Annotated in this window: 17 protein-coding genes; 14 read left to right on the top strand and 3 right to left on the bottom strand. The window is 71.3% G+C overall.

Annotated elements, in window-relative coordinates; genetic code table 11:
- Nucleotides 1-2 precede the first annotated feature (2 nt).
- The 9 genes from ACFWJ8_RS12045 to ACFWJ8_RS12005 all read left to right on the top strand — a co-directional run bounded on the left by ACFWJ8_RS12045 (nt 3) and on the right by ACFWJ8_RS12005 (nt 12,637).
- Complete coding sequence (locus ACFWJ8_RS12045) at nt 3-833, top strand: DUF2993 domain-containing protein (protein WP_378811623.1); 831 nt, start codon at nt 3-5, stop codon at nt 831-833.
- A 202-nt stretch (nt 834-1,035) separates the two neighbouring features.
- Nucleotides 1,036-2,523, top strand: coding sequence for a diaminopimelate decarboxylase (gene lysA, locus ACFWJ8_RS12040; RefSeq protein ID WP_378811621.1), 1,488 nt, complete (start codon nt 1,036-1,038; stop codon nt 2,521-2,523).
- Nucleotides 2,520-3,833, top strand: coding sequence for a homoserine dehydrogenase (locus ACFWJ8_RS12035; protein ID WP_378811619.1), 1,314 nt, complete (start codon nt 2,520-2,522; stop codon nt 3,831-3,833). The genes lysA and ACFWJ8_RS12035 overlap by 4 nt, the downstream gene beginning before the upstream one ends.
- Before the next feature lie 36 nt (nt 3,834-3,869).
- Nucleotides 3,870-4,958 (top strand): threonine synthase, encoded by a 1,089-nt coding sequence (gene thrC / locus ACFWJ8_RS12030; RefSeq protein WP_378811618.1) that lies wholly within the window; start codon nt 3,870-3,872, stop codon nt 4,956-4,958.
- Nucleotides 4,955-5,914, top strand: a complete 960-nt coding sequence (gene thrB, locus ACFWJ8_RS12025) for a homoserine kinase (protein WP_378811616.1) — start codon at nt 4,955-4,957, stop codon at nt 5,912-5,914. Before thrC ends, thrB begins: the two co-directional genes overlap by 4 nt.
- Before the next feature lie 191 nt (nt 5,915-6,105).
- Nucleotides 6,106-8,172, top strand: a complete 2,067-nt coding sequence (gene rho, locus ACFWJ8_RS12020) for a transcription termination factor Rho (RefSeq protein ID WP_378811615.1) — start codon at nt 6,106-6,108, stop codon at nt 8,170-8,172.
- Nucleotides 8,173-8,192: 20 nt separating this feature from the next.
- Entirely contained in the window at nt 8,193-9,272 is a 1,080-nt protein-coding gene (gene prfA, locus ACFWJ8_RS12015; protein ID WP_378811613.1) for a peptide chain release factor 1, read from the top strand.
- An 81-nt stretch (nt 9,273-9,353) separates the two neighbouring features.
- The gene (locus ACFWJ8_RS12010; RefSeq protein WP_378811612.1) at nt 9,354-9,752 is read left to right on the top strand and encodes a hypothetical protein; all 399 of its coding nucleotides are present in this window, start codon (nt 9,354-9,356) and stop codon (nt 9,750-9,752) included.
- A 74-nt stretch (nt 9,753-9,826) separates the two neighbouring features.
- Nucleotides 9,827-12,637 (top strand): AAA family ATPase, encoded by a 2,811-nt coding sequence (locus ACFWJ8_RS12005; RefSeq protein WP_378811610.1) that lies wholly within the window; start codon nt 9,827-9,829, stop codon nt 12,635-12,637.
- Between the two features lie 33 nt (nt 12,638-12,670).
- Here ACFWJ8_RS12005 and epsC read toward each other — a convergent pair whose 3' ends face one another.
- From epsC to cysK (ACFWJ8_RS11990), 3 genes are all read right to left on the bottom strand, one after another.
- Entirely contained in the window at nt 12,671-13,255 is a 585-nt protein-coding gene (epsC, locus tag ACFWJ8_RS12000; protein ID WP_378811609.1) for a serine O-acetyltransferase EpsC, read from the bottom strand.
- A complete protein-coding gene (gene cysK, locus ACFWJ8_RS11995; RefSeq protein ID WP_378811607.1) occupies nt 13,252-14,205 on the bottom strand; it encodes a cysteine synthase A in 954 nt (317 codons plus the stop codon). Before cysK (ACFWJ8_RS11995) ends, epsC begins: the two co-directional genes overlap by 4 nt.
- Nucleotides 14,206-14,302: 97 nt before the next feature.
- Nucleotides 14,303-15,241, bottom strand: a complete 939-nt coding sequence (gene cysK / locus ACFWJ8_RS11990; protein WP_378811606.1) for a cysteine synthase A — start codon at nt 15,239-15,241, stop codon at nt 14,303-14,305.
- 103 nt (nt 15,242-15,344) lie between these two features.
- On the opposite strand from cysK (ACFWJ8_RS11990), the gene prmC reads away from it, so the two are divergent.
- The 5 genes from prmC (at nt 15,345) to atpB (ending at nt 19,733) form a co-directional block, all read left to right on the top strand.
- Nucleotides 15,345-16,223, top strand: a complete 879-nt coding sequence (gene prmC, locus ACFWJ8_RS11985) for a peptide chain release factor N(5)-glutamine methyltransferase (RefSeq protein WP_378811605.1) — start codon at nt 15,345-15,347, stop codon at nt 16,221-16,223.
- 57 nt (nt 16,224-16,280) lie between these two features.
- Nucleotides 16,281-17,012 carry an L-threonylcarbamoyladenylate synthase gene (locus ACFWJ8_RS11980; RefSeq protein WP_378811603.1) on the top strand — a complete coding sequence of 244 codons (732 nt, stop codon included), beginning with the start codon at nt 16,281-16,283 and terminating at the stop codon, nt 17,010-17,012.
- Nucleotides 17,009-18,247 (top strand): undecaprenyl/decaprenyl-phosphate alpha-N-acetylglucosaminyl 1-phosphate transferase, encoded by a 1,239-nt coding sequence (locus ACFWJ8_RS11975; RefSeq protein WP_378811602.1) that lies wholly within the window; start codon nt 17,009-17,011, stop codon nt 18,245-18,247. The genes ACFWJ8_RS11980 and ACFWJ8_RS11975 overlap by 4 nt, the downstream gene beginning before the upstream one ends.
- Nucleotides 18,244-18,729, top strand: a complete 486-nt coding sequence (locus tag ACFWJ8_RS11970) for a hypothetical protein (RefSeq protein WP_378811600.1) — start codon at nt 18,244-18,246, stop codon at nt 18,727-18,729. The genes ACFWJ8_RS11975 and ACFWJ8_RS11970 overlap by 4 nt, the downstream gene beginning before the upstream one ends.
- A gap of 242 nt (nt 18,730-18,971) precedes the next feature.
- The gene (gene atpB, locus ACFWJ8_RS11965; RefSeq protein ID WP_378811598.1) at nt 18,972-19,733 is read left to right on the top strand and encodes a F0F1 ATP synthase subunit A; all 762 of its coding nucleotides are present in this window, start codon (nt 18,972-18,974) and stop codon (nt 19,731-19,733) included.
- Nucleotides 19,734-19,771: the final 38 nt, after the last annotated feature.

Raw genomic sequence — 19,771 nt, 5'->3', positions numbered from 1 at the left:
GCATGAGCGACGCCGACGCTCAGCCCACCCTGCCCCTTCCCGACGGAATGGTTCCCGGCGGCCCGGTCGAGCCGTCGCGCCGCCGCGTGTGGCCGTGGATCGTCGGCTTCGCGATCGTCGCGGTGCTGGCGGTCGGGGCGTGGTTCGCCGCCGAGGCGATCGCGCGGCAGATCGTGACGGGCGTCGTGCAGGATCAGGTGCGCACGCAGCTGTCACTTCCGGCGGACCAGGAGATCGACGTCGACATCGCCGGCGCCGTGCTGCCGCAGCTGATCGGCGGCACGATCGACGACCTCACGGTCTCGTCGGACGACGTGCCGCTGGGTGACACCGGCGTCACCGGCGACGTCACCGTCAACGCGCGGGGCATCCCGGTGCGCGGCGAGCCCGAACTGGCCGGCGCGACCGCGAAGGTGTCGCTCGACGAGCAGGAGCTGCAGAAGCTGCTGTCGTCGATCGACGGCTTCCCGGCCGACACCGTCGGGCTCGACGCGCCCAACGTCACGATGACCCTCGACCTCACGCTGTTCGGGGCGCAGATCCCGATCGGCGTCGCGCTGACGCCATCGGTGGCGGACGGCGACATCGTGCTCACTCCGGCATCGTTCACGCTCGGGCAGTCGGAGGTGACCGCCGACGGGCTGAGCGATCAGCTCGGCGGTCTGGCGAACGCCGTGCTGCGCGACTGGAACGTGTGCATCGCCGACCAGCTCCCCGCCGGCGCGACGCTCACCGCTGTCGAGGTCGACGGCCCCCAGCTCGTTGCGGACTTCGACGTCGACGGCCGCATCGCCACCGATCCCGCGCTGCGGCAGAACGGCACGTGCGCCTGATCGCTCGCCACCCGCGCGTCCGGATGCCGTGCGACGTCATGGGCGCGGGCGCGGGATGCCGTGTGCCCTAGACTTCTAGCACTGCCAGGCGCCGGTATCACTGCACACTCGTGACCTCCCGGGCCGCGGCACACGCAGGTTCCCCTCGCCCGACCACCGCGACGGATCTGCAAGCGTCGAAGCTCCCACCGATTGGTCCACAGTGTCCGCCGACCCGCACACCCGCTCCGTCGCTCCTGCGTGGCTTCAGCGCCCCGTCGAGGCGAACGACCTCGCTCCGGCCGTGTGGCCGACAGACGCCCGGCGCACCGCCGACGGCGTCCTCGAACTGGGCGGCATCCCGGCCACCGCGCTGCGCGAGCGGTTCGGCACTCCGCTGTACGTGCTCGACGAGGACGAGGTGCGCCGCACCGCCCGTCGCACGCTCGACGCCTTCCGCGCCGCCGCCGCGCTGCACGGCGCGCAGGCGCGCGTCTACTACGCCGGCAAGGCGTTCCTCAGCACCGAGATGGTGCGCTGGGTCGCCGAGGAAGGGCTCGCGGTCGACGTGTGCAGCGGCGGCGAGCTCGCCGTCGCCCTCGCGGCAGGTGCCGACCCTGCACGACTCGGGTTCCACGGCAACAACAAGTCGGTCGCCGAGCTCGAACGCGCTGTCGAGGTCGGCATCGGATCGATCGTCATCGACAGCCTCATCGAGATCGAGCGCCTCGCGGCCATCGTCGAGCGCCGCGGCGCCACGCAGGCGGTGCTGCTGCGCGTCAACACCGGCGTGCACGCCGAGACGCACGACTTCCTGGCGACCGCTCACGAGGACCAGAAGTTCGGCTTCACACTGGAGGACGCGCCGGCCGCCGTCGCCCGCATCCGCGAGCTGGTCGGTCTCGAGTTCGTCGGCCTTCACTGCCACATCGGCTCGCAGATCTTCGGCACCGCCGGATTCGAGGAGTCCGCGGCCCGCCTCGTCGAGCTGCACGCAGAGCTGCGCGAAGGCGGCGAGCTGCCGGTCCTGAACCTCGGCGGCGGCTTCGGCATCGCCTACACGTCGGTCGACGACCCCACGCCGATCGAGGCGCTCGCCCTCGGCATCGCCGACGCCGTGGCCCGGCAGTGCGAGGTGCGCGGCATCCCGATGCCGAACCTGGCGTTCGAGCCGGGGCGGGCCGTCGTCGGCCGCGCGGGGGTCACCCTGTACGAGGTCGGCACGACCAAGCCGGTGGCGCTGGAGTCGGGCGACACCCGCCTGTACGTGAGCGTGGACGGCGGCATGAGCGACAACGCGCGGCCGGCGCTGTACGGCGCGCAGTTCTCGGCGCGCATCGCTTCGCGCACGAGCGGCGCCGCGCCGGCACTGTCGCGCGTCGTGGGCAAGCACTGCGAGTCCGGCGACATCGTGGTGGATGCCGAGTACCTGCCCGGCGACGTCGCCCCGGGCGACCTGCTCGCGGTGCCGGCGACCGGCGCCTACTGCTTCTCGCTGTCGAACAACTACAACTACGTCCCGCGTCCGCCCGTCGTGGCGCTGCGCGGGGGAGAGGCGCGCGTCATCGTGCGCGGCGAGTCGATCGACGATCTGCTCGCGCGCGACGCCGGCCTCGCCGTCGGGTCCGTCCTCACGGACGAGCCCGGCGATTCACCGACGGAAGGGAAACCACGCATGCCTGTACTGAGCGAGCGAAGCGAGACGAAGTGACCGACTACCGCCGCCTCCGTGTCGCGCTGCTGGGAGCCGGAGCCGTCGGCTCGCAGGTCGCGGCGCTGCTGCGTCAGCACGCCGACGAGCTCGCCGACCGTGCGGGCGCACGCCTGGAGCTGGCCGGCATCGCGGTGCGCGATGTCGACGCCAAGCGCGACGCCGACCTCCCGCGCGAGCTGTTCACGACCGACGCCGAGTCGCTCATCGTGGGCGCGGACATCGTCATCGAGCTGCTGGGCGGCATCGAGCCGGCGCGCACGTACCTGCTGCAGGCGATCAACTCGGGCGCCGACATCGTGACCGCGAACAAGGCGCTCCTCGCCACGCACGGCCCCGAGATCTTCGACGCCGCCGACCAGGTGGGTGCAGAGGTGTACTACGAGGCGGCGGCCGCCGGTGCGATCCCCATCATCCGTCCGCTGCGCGACTCGCTCGCGGGCGACCGCGTGCAGCGCATCATGGGCATCGTCAACGGCACGACGAACTACATCCTCGACCGCATGGACACCGAGGGCGCGGAGTTCTCGGACGTGCTCGCCGACGCGCAGCGCCTCGGGTACGCCGAGGCCGACCCGACGGCCGACGTCGAGGGCTACGACGCCGCGCAGAAGGCCGCGATCCTCGCGAGCCTCGCGTTCCACACCACGGTGCCGCTCGATGCGGTGCACCGCGAGGGCATCACCGGGATCGACAAGTCGATGATGGATGCCGCTCGCCACGCCGGCTACGTCATCAAGCTGCTGGCCGTGTGCGAGCGCCTGGTCGAGGCATCCGGCGAATCCATCTCGGTGCGCGTGTACCCGGCTCTCGTGGACCGCAAGCACCCGCTGGCGAGCGTCCACGGCGCCAACAACGCCGTGTTCGTGCAGGCGGAGGCCGCCGGCAACCTGATGTTCTACGGCGCCGGCGCGGGCGGCGTGCAGACGGCGTCCGCCGTTCTCGGCGACGTCGTGTCGGCCGCCCGCCGCCACATCGCCGGTGGTGTGGGCGTGGGGGAGTCGACGCTCGCGAACCTGCCGATCGTGCCGATCGGCCGCGTCACGACGCGCTACCAGATCACGCTCGAGGTCGACGACCAGCCGGGCGTGCTCGCGACGGTCGCGGGCACCCTGAGCGAGGGGCGCGTGTCGATCGCGACCGTCGAGCAGACCGTCGTCTCGGCGGGCAACGGCGAGCCCGGTGTGGCGCGCCTCGTCATCGGCACGCACAAGGCGGTCGAACAGGACCTCAGCGACACCGTGGCGCGTCTTGCCGCCAGCGGCGTCGTGGAACGCGTCGTCTCGGTGCTCCGGGTCGAAGGCGATTGAACTTTTCTGGCAAGTGAGGGTGTGAAGGAGACCGACATGGCTCATGTTTGGCGCGGAGTCCTCCGCGAGTACGCAGATCGACTGGGTGTCACCGACACCTCGACCGTCGTCACGCTCGGCGAGGGCGGCACGCCGCTGCTGCCGGCACCGGCGCTGTCGCGCCGCACCGGCACGGACGTGTGGGTGAAGTTCGAGGGCATGAACCCGACCGGGTCGTTCAAGGACCGCGGCATGACCGTCGCCGTGTCGCGTGCCATCGAGCACGGCGCAAAGGCCGTCATCTGCGCCTCGACGGGCAACACGTCGGCCTCGGCCGCCGCGTACGCCGCCCACGCGGGCATCACGGCCGCCGTGCTCGTGCCCGAGGGCAAGATCGCGATGGGCAAGCTCAGCCAGGCCGTCGCGCACAACGGTCGCCTGATCCAGATCCGCGGCAACTTCGACGACTGCCTCGAGATCGCGCGCGAGCTCGCCGACAACTACCCCGTGCACCTGGTCAACTCGGTCAACCCCGACCGCATCGACGGCCAGAAGACGGCGGCGTACGAGATCGTCGAGCAGCTCGGCGACGCGCCCGACTTCCACTTCATCCCGGTCGGCAACGCGGGCAACTACACCGCTTACACGCGCGGCTACACCGAAGAGGCCCAGGCGGGCGTGTCGACCCGCGTGCCGCGCATGTTCGGGTTCCAGGCCGCCGGATCGGCGCCGCTCGTCCTCGGCGAGGTCGTGAAGGACCCCGACACCGTGGCGAGCGCGATCCGCATCGGCAACCCGGCCTCGTGGGATCTCGCGATCGACGCCCGCGCGGCGACCGACGGCTACTTCGGCGCCATCGACGACGACCGCATCCTCGCGGCCCAGAAGCTGCTCTCGAGCGAGGTCGGCATCTTCGTCGAGCCGGCGTCGGCGATCAGCGTCGCCGGTCTGCTCGACCGTGTCGAGGCGGGCATCGTGCCGCAGGGTGCGCGCGTCGTGCTGACGGTCACCGGCCACGGCCTCAAGGACCCGCACTGGGCGCTGCGCAACGCCGACGGCTCGCAGGTCGAGCCGACGGTGGTCGACGCGACCACGTCCGAGGTGGCATCCGTCCTCGATCTCGCCCCCGCGGCGGCCTCGGCGTGAACGCAGCCGTCGTCCCCGCACCGGGGCGCCGCGTCCTGGTGCGGGTCCCCGCGACGAGCGCGAACCTCGGTCCCGGCTTCGATACGCTCGGCCTCGCGCTGAGCGTGTACGACGAGCTCGACGTGACCGCGCTGCCCGAGGGACAGCTCGAGATCGAGGTCGAGGGCGCCGGTGCCGCAGACGTGCCGCGCGACGCCTCGCACCTCGTGGTGCGATCGATCGCGTACGCATACGAGTCGGTGGGACGACGGATGCCGGGACTCCGGCTCCACGCGCGCAACGTGATCCCGCACGGGCGGGGTCTCGGATCGTCGGGCGCAGCCGTCGTCTCGGGCCTGCTGGCCGCGAAGGGCCTGCTGGAGGGCGACGTCGAGTTCGGCCCGGATGCGCTGCTGCGCCTCGCGACCGAGCTGGAGGGGCACCCAGACAACGTCGCCCCGGCGCTGTTCGGCGGGCTGACGATCGCGTGGGTGGACGAGGACGGCCCGCAGCACAAGAAGCTGCTGGTGCACCGCGGTGTCTCGCCGCTCGTCTTCGTCCCCGAGTTCACGATGTCGACCGCGCTCGCCCGGAGCCTGCAGCCCATGCAGGTGCCGCGCGAGGACGCCGTGTTCAACGTGTCGCGGTCGGCGCTGCTGATCGCGGCTCTCACCCAGAGTCCGGAGCTGCTGCAGGCGGCGACGGAGGACAAGCTGCACCAGAACTATCGGGCGAGCGCCATGCCCGAGACCGACAAGCTGGTGCGGACGCTGCGAGCCGAGGGGTTCGCCGCGGTGGTCTCAGGAGCGGGCCCGAGTGTGCTCGTGCTCGCCGACGGACCGGGGCGCCGCCTCGAGGCGGCGGCGCTCGCGGCATCGTCGACGAACCTGGCAGCCGACACCCCGTGGGAGGCGCTCATGCTCGCCGTCGACTTCAAGGGTGGTACAGTGAGGGAGTACGCGGAGGGTTCCACGTAACCCGTGAATCTGGCCTCCGTCGCAATTCTGCGAAACCACCGCACGGCATTCTTACCTGCCGACGCCCGCTGAGAACCCTCGCGGTCCCTCACCCCGTCGGCCGGGACTGAACCCTGCCGAATGGCTGGGCAGCTGCCCCCGCAGCGCCGTGCGATCGTGCATATCCGTTCGTTTTTCACAAGGGAGAACTCGTGGAGTCCATCTCCGAGATCCACGCCGACGTTCCGGCCGACGAGCGCGCCGAGGCGCCCGAGGGCGCCGAGAACGTCGACACCGCCGGCGACCTGGTCGCCCAGGCGGAAGCAGCAGACGTCGTCGCCGAGGCGGCGGTCGTCGAGGCCGAGGTCGCCGAGGCCGTGGCCGAAGAGGCGGTGGCCGAGGCCGTCGCCGAGCCCGCTCCGGAGGCCGAAGAGGCCGCCGAGGAGGCGGTCGCCGAGGCCGTTGTGGCCGAGGCCGTGGCCGAAGAGGCCGTCGTCGAGGCCGTCGCGGCCGAGGTCGTGGCCGAAGAGGCCCCGGTCGAGCCCGCGCCGCCCGTCAAGGCGCCGCGCAAGCGCGCGCCCCGCCGCGCCAAGAGCACCACCGCCGACGCCGCAGCCGAGGCCGCGCCGGCCGAGGCCGCGCCCGTCGCCGACGAGCAGCCGGCCGCTGAGGCCGCGCCCGCTGCGGAGGCCTCTCCGGCCGCCGAAGAGGTCGTCGAGCCCGCCGAGGCACCGGCTGAGGCATCCACCGAGACGCCTGCTGCCGAGAGCGAGACCGCCGAGGCACCGGCCGAGGGCGAGGCCGCCGAGGCGCCCGCCGCCGACGGTGACGGTGAGACCCCGTCGCGCAGCCGCAGCCGCAGCCGCAGCCGCAGCCGCAACCGTGGTCAGAACGCGCAGAACGGCCAGGCCCAGAACAGCCAGGCGCAGAACGCGCCGGCCGAGGCGCCGGCCGCCGAGCCTGCCAAGGCCGAGGCCGCCGACGAGCAGCAGGGCCAGGCGAACGGCCGCGGCCGTCAGCGCAACAAGCGCCGCGGCACGCAGCCGGTCGGCGACGAGTTCGAGACCGAGATCGGCGAGGACGACGTCCTCATCCCGATCGCCGGCATCCTCGACGTGCTCGACAACTACGCCTTCGTGCGCACGAGCGGGTACCTGCCCGGCCCGAGCGACGTCTACGTCTCGCTCGGCCAGGTCAAGAAGTACAACCTGCGCAAGGGCGACGCCGTCGTCGGCTCGATCAAGCAGCCGCGCGAGGGCGAGCAGTCCAGCCGCCAGAAGTACAACGCGCTGGTCAAGGTCGACGCGATCAACGGCCTGTCGGTCGACGACGCGGCGACGCGTGTCGAGTTCGGCAAGCTCACGCCGCTGTACCCGCAGGAGCGTCTGCGCCTGGAGACCGCGCCCGAGAAGCTGACCCAGCGCATCATCGACCTCGTCGCCCCCATCGGCAAGGGCCAGCGCGGCCTCATCGTCGCGCCCCCGAAGGCGGGCAAGACGATCGTGCTGCAGCAGATCGCCAACGCCATCGCGATCAACAACCCTGAGGTCCACCTCATGGTCGTGCTCGTCGACGAGCGCCCCGAAGAGGTCACCGACATGCAGCGCACGGTCAAGGGCGAGGTCATCGCCTCGACCTTCGACCGCCCCGCCGAGGACCACACGACGGTCGCCGAGCTCGCCATCGAGCGCGCCAAGCGCCTCGTCGAGCTCGGTCGCGACGTCGTCGTGCTGCTCGACTCGATCACGCGTCTGGGCCGTGCCTACAACATCTCGGCGCCGACCTCGGGCCGCGTGCTGACCGGTGGCGTCGACGCGTCGGCGCTGTACCCGCCCAAGCGCTTCTTCGGCGCCGCGCGCAACATCGAGAACGGCGGATCGCTCACGATCCTCGCGACGGCCCTCGTCGAGACCGGCTCCAAGATGGACGACGTGATCTTCGAGGAGTTCAAGGGCACCGGCAACAGCGAACTGCGCCTGAGCCGCCAGCTCGCCGACAAGCGCATCTTCCCGGCCGTCGACGTCAACGCGTCGTCGACGCGTCGCGAAGAGATGCTGCTCTCGGCCGACGAGGTCAAGATCACCTGGAAGCTCCGTCGTGCGCTGGCCGGCCTCGACCCGCAGCAGGCGCTGGAGGTCGTCCTCGGCAAGCTCAAGGAGACCCAGTCGAACGTCGAGTTCCTGGTGCAGATGCAGACGATGCAGATGAAGTCGATCCCGGGGGCCGGCAACGGTCACAGCGGTGGCCACAGCCACGCGCACGACAACAGCATCCGCTGAGCTTGTCGAGGCGTGATCCCGTGTTCGAGTCCGTCAAAGGGCTGATCGACGAGCACCGCGCGGTCCAGGAGGAGCTCTCGGACCCCGCGGTGCACGCCGACGCCGCGCGTGCGAAGCGCGTCAACCGGCGCTACGCCGAGCTTTCGCGCATCGTGAAGGCCCACGAGGACTGGGTGGCGGCATCCGACGATCTGGATGCCGCCCGCGAGCTCGCCCGTGAGGACGACGCGTTCGCCGACGAGATCCCGGCCCTGGAGGCCGGGCTCGCGGAGGCTCAGGAGAAGCTGCGCCGTCTGCTGATCCCGCGAGACCCCGACGACGCGCGCGACGTGATCATGGAGATCAAGCAGGGCGAGGGCGGCGCCGAGTCGGCGCTGTTCGCCGCCGACCTGCTGCGGATGTACCTGCAGTATGCGGCCTCGAAGGGCTGGAAGACCGAGCTGCTCGAGCGCAACGAGTCAGACCTCGGCGGCTACAAGGACGTCCAGGTCGCGATCAAGGGATCCTCGTCCGACCCCGCTCAGGGCGTGTGGGCGCACCTCAAGTACGAGGGCGGTGTGCATCGGGTGCAGCGCGTGCCGGCGACCGAGTCGCAGGGACGCATCCACACCTCGACGACCGGCGTGCTGGTGTTCCCCGAGGTCGACGAGCCCGAAGAGATCCACGTCGACCCGAACGACCTGAAGATCGATGTCTTCCGCTCGTCGGGTCCCGGCGGCCAGTCGGTCAACACGACCGACTCGGCGGTGCGCATCACGCACCTGCCGACGGGGATCGTCGTGTCGATGCAGAACGAGAAGTCGCAGCTGCAGAACCGCGAGGCCGGCATGCGCGTCCTTCGCGCCCGCCTGCTCGCCAAGCAGCAGGAGGAGCTGGAGGCCGCGGCATCCGACGCCCGCCGCTCGCAGATCCGCGGCATGGACCGCTCCGAGCGCATCCGCACGTACAACTTCCCCGAGAACCGCATCGCCGACCACCGCACCGGCTACAAGGCGTACAACCTCGACCAGGTGATGGACGGGGCGCTGGAGCCGATCATCGAGTCCGCGATCCAGGCCGACGAAGAGGCACGGCTGGCCGCGCTCGGCACCGACGCGTGACGAACGGCGTCGGCGCGACACGGCCCGAAATGCGGTGACACGCGCCGTCGGCGGGTCATGCCGTCCCATTAGGCTTCGAGCGTGCTCACGTTCCTCATCCGCGCCCTGATCTTCCTCGTGTCGGCGGCGCTCGGGCTCATCGCGGCCGACCTGATCCTGCCGGGCTTCTACCTGCACTGGAACGACTGGTGGGGGATCGTCCTGGCCGTCGTGATCTTCGCGGTGCTGCAGAGCATCCTCGCGCCGTGGCTGCTGAAGATCACCCGCCGCCACGCGAACGCGCTGATCGGCGGCATCGGGCTGCTCTCGACCTTCGTCGCCCTGCTGATCGCCGTGCTGATCCCGGCCGCCGGCATCGGCATCGACGGCGCCGTGGCGTGGATCATCGGCACGCTCATCGTGTGGCTCGTGACGGCGCTCGCGACGTGGCTGCTGCCGCCGCTGTTCATCAAGGACAAGGTGCAGCAGCGCCGCAGCTGAAGACGCCGGAAGAGGGAGACCTCCTGATCCGGCCGGGCGTCCCGCACGCCGGGCCGGGTGGAATGATGGACGGTATGCAGGTCGGCAGGGTTCCGCTGGTCGGTCGTCAGGCGGACCTCGATGCGTTGCGGCAGGAGCTCGCCGCTGTCGGCGAGACGGGCCGCGCGGTCATCGTCTCCGGCGATGCCGGCATGGGCAAGACGCGCCTGCTCCGCGACTTCGTGGACGAGGTCGAGCGGGCGGACGGCCGTGATCGGTCGATCGTGCTGCGCGGCGCCTGCGTGGACTCGGGCTCGGGCCCCGCGCCGCTCACGGCCATCACCGACCTGGTGCGAGGCCTGGTGGACGCCCTCGGCGCCGACGCGGTGCGTGCGGCGGCCGGACCCGGTGCGGACGCGCTCGGCGTGCTCGTCCCGTCGCTCGCCGACGCCCCCGGCGACACGGAGCGGCTGGCCGATGTCGTGGTCGAGCTCTTCTCCGACCTGGCGCGCACCCACCGCCTCGTCGTCATCGTCGAAGACCTCCACTGGGCCGACGGCACCACGAGCGAGATCGTGTCGCGGCTCGTGCGCCGCACCGCGGCGCTGCCCCTGTTCGTGCTGCTGTCGTACCGCACGGATGACGTCGGGCGCCGGCATCCCCTCCGCCCGGTGCTCGCCGAACTGGATCGCGCGCGCCTGCTCGTGCACCGCCCGCTCGCACGGCTCAGCCCCGTCGAGGTGGGTGCCCTCGCGAACGCCGTCTCGGGGGAGACGCTGACCGCCGGCGTGCTCAACGACATCGCGGCCCGCAGCGACGGCATCCCGTTCTACGTCGAAGAGCTCGCGAGCTTCTCGGACGAACGCCTGCCGATGTCGCTGCGCGACGTGCTGCTGCTGCGCTACGAGCGTCTGGATGCCGACGCCGGGCGATTCGCCCGCGTCCTGGCGACGGGCGGGGTCGAGGTGGGCCACGCGGTGGTCTGCACGGTGTTCGGCGGTGACGAGGACGCGCTCGAGACCGCGGTGCGCAGCGCGGTGGACGCGCAGATCGTGGTGGTCCGCGACGACGCGTACGCGTTCCGCCACGCGCTCATGCAGGAGGCCGTGTACGACGAGCTGCTGCCGACCGAACGCACCCGGCTGCACACGACGTATGCGCAGGCGCTGGAGTCGGCGCCGGCGACGCCGCGGGTGCTCGCCGACATCGCGCACCACTGGCGCGCCGCGCACGTGCCGGACCGCGCGCTGGCCGCCGCGGTGGTCGCGCAGCGCGCCGCGATCGGCGCGTCCGCCTGGTGGACGGCCGCCGAGGCGGGGGAGCGCGCCCTGGAGTTGTGGGACGCCGTGCCCGATCCCGAGGGGGTGAGCGGGATGCCGCGGGCCGAGGTGCTGCGCCGCACCGCCGCCGCGCTGGTGTCGGCCAACCGGCTCGAGCGCGCCGTCGCGTTCGCGCGCGAGGCGGTCGACACGTGGCCGGCCGACGACCCCGTCGGACAGGCGGCGATGCTGGGCGAGCTGGCGACGACCGAGTTCCAGTCCGGCGTCTCGGACGGCACCGGAAGCATCGAGCGCGCGCTGCGGATCCTCGGCGACGATCCGCGCCACGACGTGCAGCGGGCGGGACTGCTCGTCACCTCGGCCCGCGTGCAGATGATGGGCGGCGACCAGCGCGTGGGCCGTGAGATGGCGCTCGTCGCCCAGGCCACCGCCGAACCGGCCGCGGCCGCCGGCGACCCGGAGGCCCGCGAGCTCGTCGCCCACGCGATGCTCATCGCGGCGACGTGCGGCACGAGCGGCGGCGACGCCCGAGCGGTGGCGGACTTCGAATCCGCGCGCCCCTTCGCCGAGGGGTTCGTACGCGCGATGATGCGGTACTTCATCAACTACTCCAACTCGCTCATGCTGGTCGGGCGGTACGACGAGGCGGTCGCCGTCGCTCACGAGGGCATGGCGTACGCCCGCGCGCATCGCTCCGATCGCGGCGTCCTGGCGATGGTCGAGGCGAACACGATCGAGGCGCTCATGTACGCCGGCGAGCTGCGGGCGGCTGCCGAGATGGGCGCCGGGCTGCTGCCGATGATCGAGCCGAGCCTGTACTCCGCGTTCCTGCGCGAGCGACAGGTCTGCCTCGCGCTGTGGCGAGGCCGCGTGGGCGAGGCGGAGGACGCACTGGCGGCGGCGCGCGAGGAGCTGGATGCGTTCGGCGCGTACGAGTTCCAGACGCGACTCGGCCTGGCGTACGACCGCGGCCTGCTCGCCCTGGAACGCGGCGACGCGCGCGCCGCGCTCGGTCATGCCGAGGCCGCACTGCGCTCCCAGGGCTCCGCCGCGCTCGCGCTGCCGTTGACGTCGGTCGCCGCCCGTGCGGTCGCGATGCTGCGCGAGCAGGGCGAGGACGCCGACATCGCGCCGTACCGCGCTGTGGTCGGCGCCTGGGCGGACTGGCCGGTGGCGCCGCTGTGGGCGGCCGTGTTCACCGCGGAGCTCGGAGAGGGCTCATGGGAGGCCGCGACCGACGGCGTGGGCCCCGCCTACGCGCGTGCCTATGGGCGCGTGCGGCACGGCGAGGAGCTGCTCGCGGCGGGCGACCGCGCCGCCGCCCGCGACGTGCTGGCCGGTGCGGCGGCGTACGCCGGCGAGATCGGCGCCGAGGGGCTCGCACGGCGCGCGAACGACGTGCTCACGGATGCCGGCCTCACGGGTGCCTCGTCGCATTCGGCCCTCACCGCCCGCGAGGAGCAGGTGCTCGAGCTCGTCGCCGAGGGCCTGAGCAACGGTCAGATCGCGGAGCGCCTGTACATCAGCTCCAAGACGGTCTCGGTGCACGTGTCGGCGATCCTGCGCAAGCTGGATGCGCCCTCGCGCGCCGCCGCCGCCGCCATCCACCGCCGCAGCGCCGCGTGACGCGGCATCCCGTCCCCCGCTGTGGGGCGAGGATCAGATGAAGTACTCGGGTGTGGTCAGCAGCGCGCGCGTGTCGTCGCCGACGCGGCGGGCGCGCGGCTTCGCGGGCACGCCGACCAGCACGCTGTCGGCGGGCGCATCCTTGGTGACCACGGCGTTCGCGCCGATGACCGAGCCCTCGCCGATCGTGATCGGGCCGAGGACCTTCGCCCCGGCGCCGATCGCCACGCCGTCCTCGATCGTGGGGTGGCGCTTGCCGCCCTCACGCTGACGTCCGCCGAGCGTGACCCCGTGGTAGAGCATGACGTCGTCGCCGACCTCGGCGGTCTCGCCGATCACGACGCCCATGCCGTGGTCGATGAAGAAGCGGCGGCCGATCGTGGCGCCCGGGTGGATCTCGATGCCGGTGAGCCAGCGCGTGACCTGCGATCCGGCGCGTGCGACGAACCGGAAGTCGCGGACCCAGAGCGCGTGCCACACGCGGTGCGCCCAGATGGCGTGGAGGCCGGGGTACAGCACGGCGATCTCGATGCCCGAACGGGCGGCGGGGTCGCGGAGCTTGGCGGCGGCCACATCCTCGCGGACGCGGGCGAGGAATCCGATGCGCACGTCGGTCACTTCGCCCCCTCCTCCGGGTCGCGCAGGTGCGCGTACAGGGCGGTCGACAGGTACCGTTCGCCCGAGTCGGGCACGATGACGACGAACCGCTTTCCGGCCGACTCGGGACGTGCGGCGATCTCCAGGGCCGCCGCCACGGCGGCGCCCGCCGACATGCCGGCGAGGATGCCCTCGCGGGTCGCGAGGTCGCGGGCGACACGGATCGCGTCGTCGAACTCGGCGTCGAACACCTCGTCGACGACCGACCGGTCGAGCACGTCGGGCACGAAGTTCGGTCCGATGCCCTGGATGCGGTGACCCCCCGCGCGACCCTCCGAGAGCACGGGCGAGTCTTTCGGCTCGACGAGGACCACCTTCACGTCGGGGTTGCGCTGCTTGAGCACCTGCCCCACGCCGGTGATGGTCCCGCCGGTGCCCGAACCTGCCACGAACACGTCGACGTGACCGTCGGTGTCGCGCCAGATCTCCTCGGCCGTGGTGCGGCGATGGATCGCGGCGTTCGCCTCGTGCTCGAACTGGCGGGCCAGCACCGCGCCCGGGCGCTCGGCGGCGATGCGCTGCGCGGTCTCGACGGCCTCGGTCATGCCCTTGTACGGGTCGGTGAGGACGAGCTCGGCCCCGTAGGCCTTCAGCAGCGCACGGCGCTCCTTCGACATGGACGCGGGCATCGTCAGCACCACCTTGTAGCCGCGCGCGGCGCCGATGAGTGCCAGCGCGATGCCGGTGTTGCCGCTCGTGGACTCGACGATCGTGCCGCCCGGCTGCAGCGCGCCGGACTGCTCGGCCGCCTCGATCAGGGCGTAGCCGAGGCGGTCCTTCACCGAAGAGCCGGGGTTGTAGAACTCGAGCTTGACGAGGATCTCCGCGTCGAGACCCTCGGTGAGCGCGTTGAGCCGGACCAGCGGCGTCTCGCCGAACGCGGTGGTGATGTCGGGATGGATGCCGGGCACGGGTGCTCCCAGTGTGTCGAGGTGCGGCGGACAAGACGACGACGGCGCGACGGCGTCCGAACGGGTCGGAATGCGGTCGCGCCGTCGTCGTGACGGGTCAATCTTCGCGCAGATCCTCGAAGAGCGCGGTCGACAGGTAGCGCTCGCCCGTGTCGGGCGTGACGACGACGATCTTCTTGCCGGCGTTCTCGGGGCGCTTGGCCAGCTGGATGGCGGCCCACACCGCGGCACCGCTGGAGATGCCGACGAGGATGCCCTCGTTCGCCGCGAGAGCGCGCGACGTCGAGATGGCGTCCTCGAACTCGACCGTCACGACCTCGTCGTAGACGGTGGTGTCGAGGATCGGCGGCACGAAGTTGGGGCCGATGCCCTGGATCTTGGCAGGGCCGGGCGTGCCGGTCGACAGCAGCGGCGAGGCCGACGGCTCGACGGCGACGACGCGCACGTCGGGCTTGCGCTCCTTGAGCACCTGGCCGACGCCCGTGATGGTGCCGCCCGTGCCGACGCCGGCGACGAAGATGTCGACGTCGCCGTCGGTGTCGCGCCAGATCTCCTCGGCGGTGGTCTTGCGGTGGATGAGGCGGTTCGCCTCGTTCTCGAACTGCTTGGCGAGGATCGCGCCCGGCGTCTCGGCGGCGATGCGCTCGGACTCGGCGACGGCGTTCTTCATGCCGCCCGCGGGGTCGGTGAGCACGAGCTGGGCGCCGAAGGCCTTCAGCAGCAGGCGGCGCTCGACCGACATCGACGACGGCATGGTCAGGATGACCTTGTAGCCGCGTGCGGCGCCGACCAGGGCGAGCGCGATGCCGGTGTTGCCGCTGGTGGCCTCGACGATCGTGCCGCCGGGCTGCAGCGCACCCGACGCCTCGGCGGCGTCGACGATGGCGATGCCGAGACGGTCCTTGACGCTCGAGCCCGGGTTGTAGAACTCGAGCTTGGCGTAGACCTCGGCCCCGGCGCCGTCCGTCACGCGGTTGAGGCGGACCAGCGGGGTGTTGCCGAAAGCAGCGGTGATATCGGAGTGGATGCCGGGCATGTCGGGCCTTTCGCAGGGTTCACGGCAGATCGGACCCAGCCTAGGACCCGGGATCCGATGTGAGTCCTTGTGTGACGGGTGCGCGAAATAGAGTGGGTCGGTCATGACTTCCTCCATCCCCGCCCTGCCTCTCGCCGAGGCGCTCCGCCGCGCCGTCGACCGCCTCGCCGCTGCCGGGGTGCCCGATGCGGCCGTCGACGCCGAGCTCCTCGTCGGCTTCGTGCTGGGCACCGGGCGCGGGGGAGTGCAGGCCGCGGCCATCCGCGGCGACGCGCTGTCGGCCGAGGACGCCGAGCGCCTCGACGGCCTCGTCGCGCGCCGCGCGACGCGCGAGCCGCTGCAGCACCTCACCGGCACGGCGCCGTTCCGCCACCTGGAGCTGCGGGTCGGCCCCGGCGTCTTCGTGCCCCGGCCCGAGACCGAGATGGTGGCGCAGCTGGCGATCGACGCGCTGCGGGAGGCGGCATCCCCGTCTCCGATCGCGGTCGATCTCGGCTCCGGCTCCGGCGCGATCGCCCTCGCGATGGCCACCGAGGTGCCCCACGCCGAGGTGTACGCCGCCGAGAACTCCGTCGACGCGTTCGTGTGGACGAAGGAGAACTTCGATCACGTCGGGGCCGGCAACGCGCACCTGGCGTTCATCGACCTCGCCCACGCCTTCCCGGAGCTCGACGGCACCGTCTCGGTCGTCGCGTCGAACCCGCCGTACGTGCCGGACGAAGCGATCCCGCGCGACCCGGAGGTGCGGTTCTTCGACCCGCCGGCGGCGCTCTACGGCGGCGCGGACGGCCTCGACGTGGTCCGCGTGCTGAGCGGCGTCGGGCTGCGACTCGCGCACCCCGGCGGCATCATCGTCATCGAGCACGGCGAGTGGCAGGGGGAGGCCATCCGCGGCATCCTCGAGGCCGACGGCTGGCGGGCCGCCGCGACGCATCCCGACCTCACGATGCGCGACCGCGCCACGACGGCGCTGCGACCATGAACGGCCGCCGGATCGCGCGGAGTTCTCGGAGCGGGCGCGGCTAAACTATCCGGCGATATGTCCCCCATCTTCGACTGCCGTGATGAGGCGCAGCTGCTCAGCGGCATGCGCCAGGCCCGCCAGGCCATCGGCCGCGGCGAGCTCGTCGTGATCCCCACCGACACCGTGTACGGCGTCGCCGCCGACGCCTTCGACCACCAGGCCGTGGCCCGGCTCCTCGCCGCGAAGGGCCGCGGACGGCAGTCGCCGCCGCCGGTGCTCGTCGCCGGCGTCGCGACGCTGCGGGCGCTGGTCGCCGAGGTGCCGGAGCCCATCGAGCGGCTCGTCGAGGAGTTCTGGCCCGGCGGGCTCACGATCGTCCTGCCCGCGCAGCCGTCGCTGTCGTGGGATCTCGGCGAGACCCGTGGCACCGTCGCGGTGCGCATGCCCGCGCACCGGATCGCGCTCGAGCTGCTCGAAGAGACCGGCCCGCTCGCGGTGTCCAGCGCCAACCTCACCGGCATGGCGGCCGGCATCACGCCCGAGGACGCCCGCGACATGCTGCAGGACAGCGTCGCGGTGTACCTCGGCGACGGCCCGTCCAAGGACGGCATCCCCTCGACCATCATCGACGCGACGAGCCTGGTGGGGTCGGCAGCGCCGGCGACCGGCGACGACGCCGACGCCCGGCCCGTGCCGAGCGTCAAGGTGCTGCGCGACGGCGCAGTCACGCGTGCGCAGCTGCGTGGCGTGCTCGGCGATCTGCTCGAGCCCGATCCGGACGCGCAGCCGGAGCCGGACGGCTCGTGAAGCAGTACGTCTTCACGATCATCCTGACCGCCGCCGTCACCTTCATCCTGTCGTGGGCGGTGTGGCGGCTCAGCCTCAGGTACAAGCTGTACCCCGGCATCCGTGAGCGCGACGTCCACAAGACGCCGACGCCCCGCCTGGGCGGAATCGCCATGTTCCTGGGCGTCGTGGCCGCGTTCGCGGTGTCGGCGCAGCATCCCTTCTTCGACATCGTGTGGGCGCAGCCGCAGCAGATCTACGCGCTGCTGGGCGCGACGGCGCTGATCGTCATCATCGGCGTGGCCGACGACCTGTGGGACCTCGACTGGATGATCAAGCTCGGCGCGCAGTTCCTCGCCGCCGGAGTGATCGCCTGGTTCGGACAGCTGCAGATCTACTCGCTGCCGATCGGCGGGCTCGCGATCGGATCGAGCTGGGTGAGCTTCACCCTCACGGTCTTCTCGATCGTGGTCGTGATGAACGCGGTCAACTTCATCGACGGGCTCGACGGGCTCGTCGCAGGCGTGTGCCTCATCGCCAACGGCGTCTTCTTCGCGTACTCGTACATGGTGGTGCGCGACACCGGCGCCAGCACGTTCTTCAACCTGGCCTCGTTCATAGCCGCCGTGCTCGTGGGCGCCTGCATCGGCTTCCTGCCGATGAACTGGAGCCCCGCGAAGCTCTTCATGGGGGATGCCGGGGCTCTCATGCTCGGGCTCCTCATGGCGTGCTCCGCCATCGCCCTCACCGGCAACTTCACGCCGGCCATGGTGGGCGACAACGACGAGTTCGGCCGCTCGCAGCTCCTGGGTGCGTTCATCCCCATCCTGCTGCCGGTGGTGGTCGTCCTCCTGCCGCTGCTGGACTTCGGGCTCGCCGTCGTGCGGCGCATGAGCAAGGGCAAGTCCCCGTTCTCGCCCGACCGCAAGCACCTGCACCACCGCATGCTCGACATGGGGCACTCCGACCGAGACGCCGTGCTGATCTTCTACGCGTGGACGGCCCTCGTGAGCCTGTCCGTGCTGCTGATGTACATCGGCACCACGCTCGAGTGGCCCGGCGACTACCTGTTCGGCGTCGTGTACGGCGTCGTCGGCATCGCCGCGTGCCTCGCGGTGACGTTCACGCCCTCGCGCCGCCGGCCGGTGGCCGCGGCATCCGATCCCACGCCCGAACCGGCACCCGAGCCCGGTTCTGCGCCCACCCCCGACCATCCGACCACGCCCGTTCCCGCGACCGAGGAGGCCGCCCGATGAGCGCCAGTCCCGTTTCCAGCACACCGATCCTGCGCACCGTCCTGGTGTGGTCGGGTTCGGTCACCGCCGCACTCGCCGTCGTCGGCGCGATCGTGGGTTACCTCGTCGCGGGGGTGGACGGCCTGTGGAGCGCACTGGCCGGCGTGGTCATCGCGGCGGTGTTCCTCGGGATCACGGCCGCCAGCATCCTCATCGCGAACCGGTGGTTCGGCGACGCCCTGTACGTCCCGATCTTCTTCGGCATCGTCCTCGGCGGCTGGCTCCTCAAGTTCGTCGTGTTCCTGATCGCGCTGTTCGTGCTGCGCGACCAGCCCTGGATCGTCGGCCCGGTCTTCTTCGTCGCGCTGGTCGCCAGCGTGCTCGCATCGCTCGTCATCGACGTCGTCGTGCTCATGCGCATGCGCGTGCCGGTCGTCGACGTGGAGCTTCCGACCGACCCCGAGGCGGGGGAGCGCACGGACGATTCCGGCGCGGGTGCTTGACGTTCGTCCAATGCAGGCGTAAAAGGGCCCGAGCGGATTCAGCGAGCTCTCAAGTTTGATAGGCTGAACACGCGCCCGCCCGCGTGCCCCTCACCTGCCTGAATTGGTGGAGAGTGGTGGCGGCGGAGTGACGCTCACCGACCATCGTCGCAACGGTTCTCACCGGTGCCCCGAAGCTGGAGCCAGCGCTGTCTATTCATGCTGCGACCCTGATCGCCCCCTTTGCCACGGATGAACCGCCCGTGTTCCACGGTCCGTCGATCGACGAGTTCTTCCCTCCGGTCCTCTTCGAAGCGTTCGGTGTCATCCCCGTCACGCGCATCCACCTGATCCAGTTCCTGGCGACGATCGCCATCGTGCTGATCTTCTGGCTGGGCACCCGTCGCATGCGGGTCGTGCCGGGCCGCTTCCAGAGCCTCGTCGAGATGGGCCTGGACTTCGTCCGGGTGAACATCGGCGAGGACCTGCTCGGCAAGAAGGATGCCCAGCGCTTCCTGCCGATCCTCACCACGATCTTCTTCATGGTGCTGTTCATGAACATCACGGGCATCATCCCGTTCCTGAACATCGCCGGGACGAGCATCATCGCGGTGCCGCTGCTGCTCGCGGTCGTGAGCTACGTGACCTTCATCTACGCCGGCATCAAGAAGAGCCCGAAGAACTTCTTCAAGAACTCGCTCTTCCCGTCGGGCGTCCCGTGGCCGATCTACATCATCGTGACGCCGATCGAGCTCATCTCGACGTTCATCATCCGTCCGGTCACGCTCACGCTCCGACTGCTCATGAACATGATGGTCGGCCACCTCCTTCTGGTCCTCTTCTTCGCCGCGACGCAGTTCTTCGTCGTCGAGCTCGGCGGCTGGTGGATCGCCCTCGGCGCGGGAAGCCTCGCGTTCGGTTTCGTCTTCACCCTGTTCGAAATCCTGGTGGCCGTCCTCCAGGCATACGTCTTCGCTCTTCTCACCGCGGTCTACATCCAGCTCGCGGTCGCCGAAGAGCACTGAAAGCGGGACGGCCGGAAGGCCGCCCACAACCGAAAGGA

Source organism: Microbacterium sp. NPDC058389, assembly GCF_042722305.1.
Taxonomy (GTDB): domain Bacteria; phylum Actinomycetota; class Actinomycetes; order Actinomycetales; family Microbacteriaceae; genus Microbacterium.
This window is presented reverse-complemented; position numbering and strand designations above follow the sequence as displayed.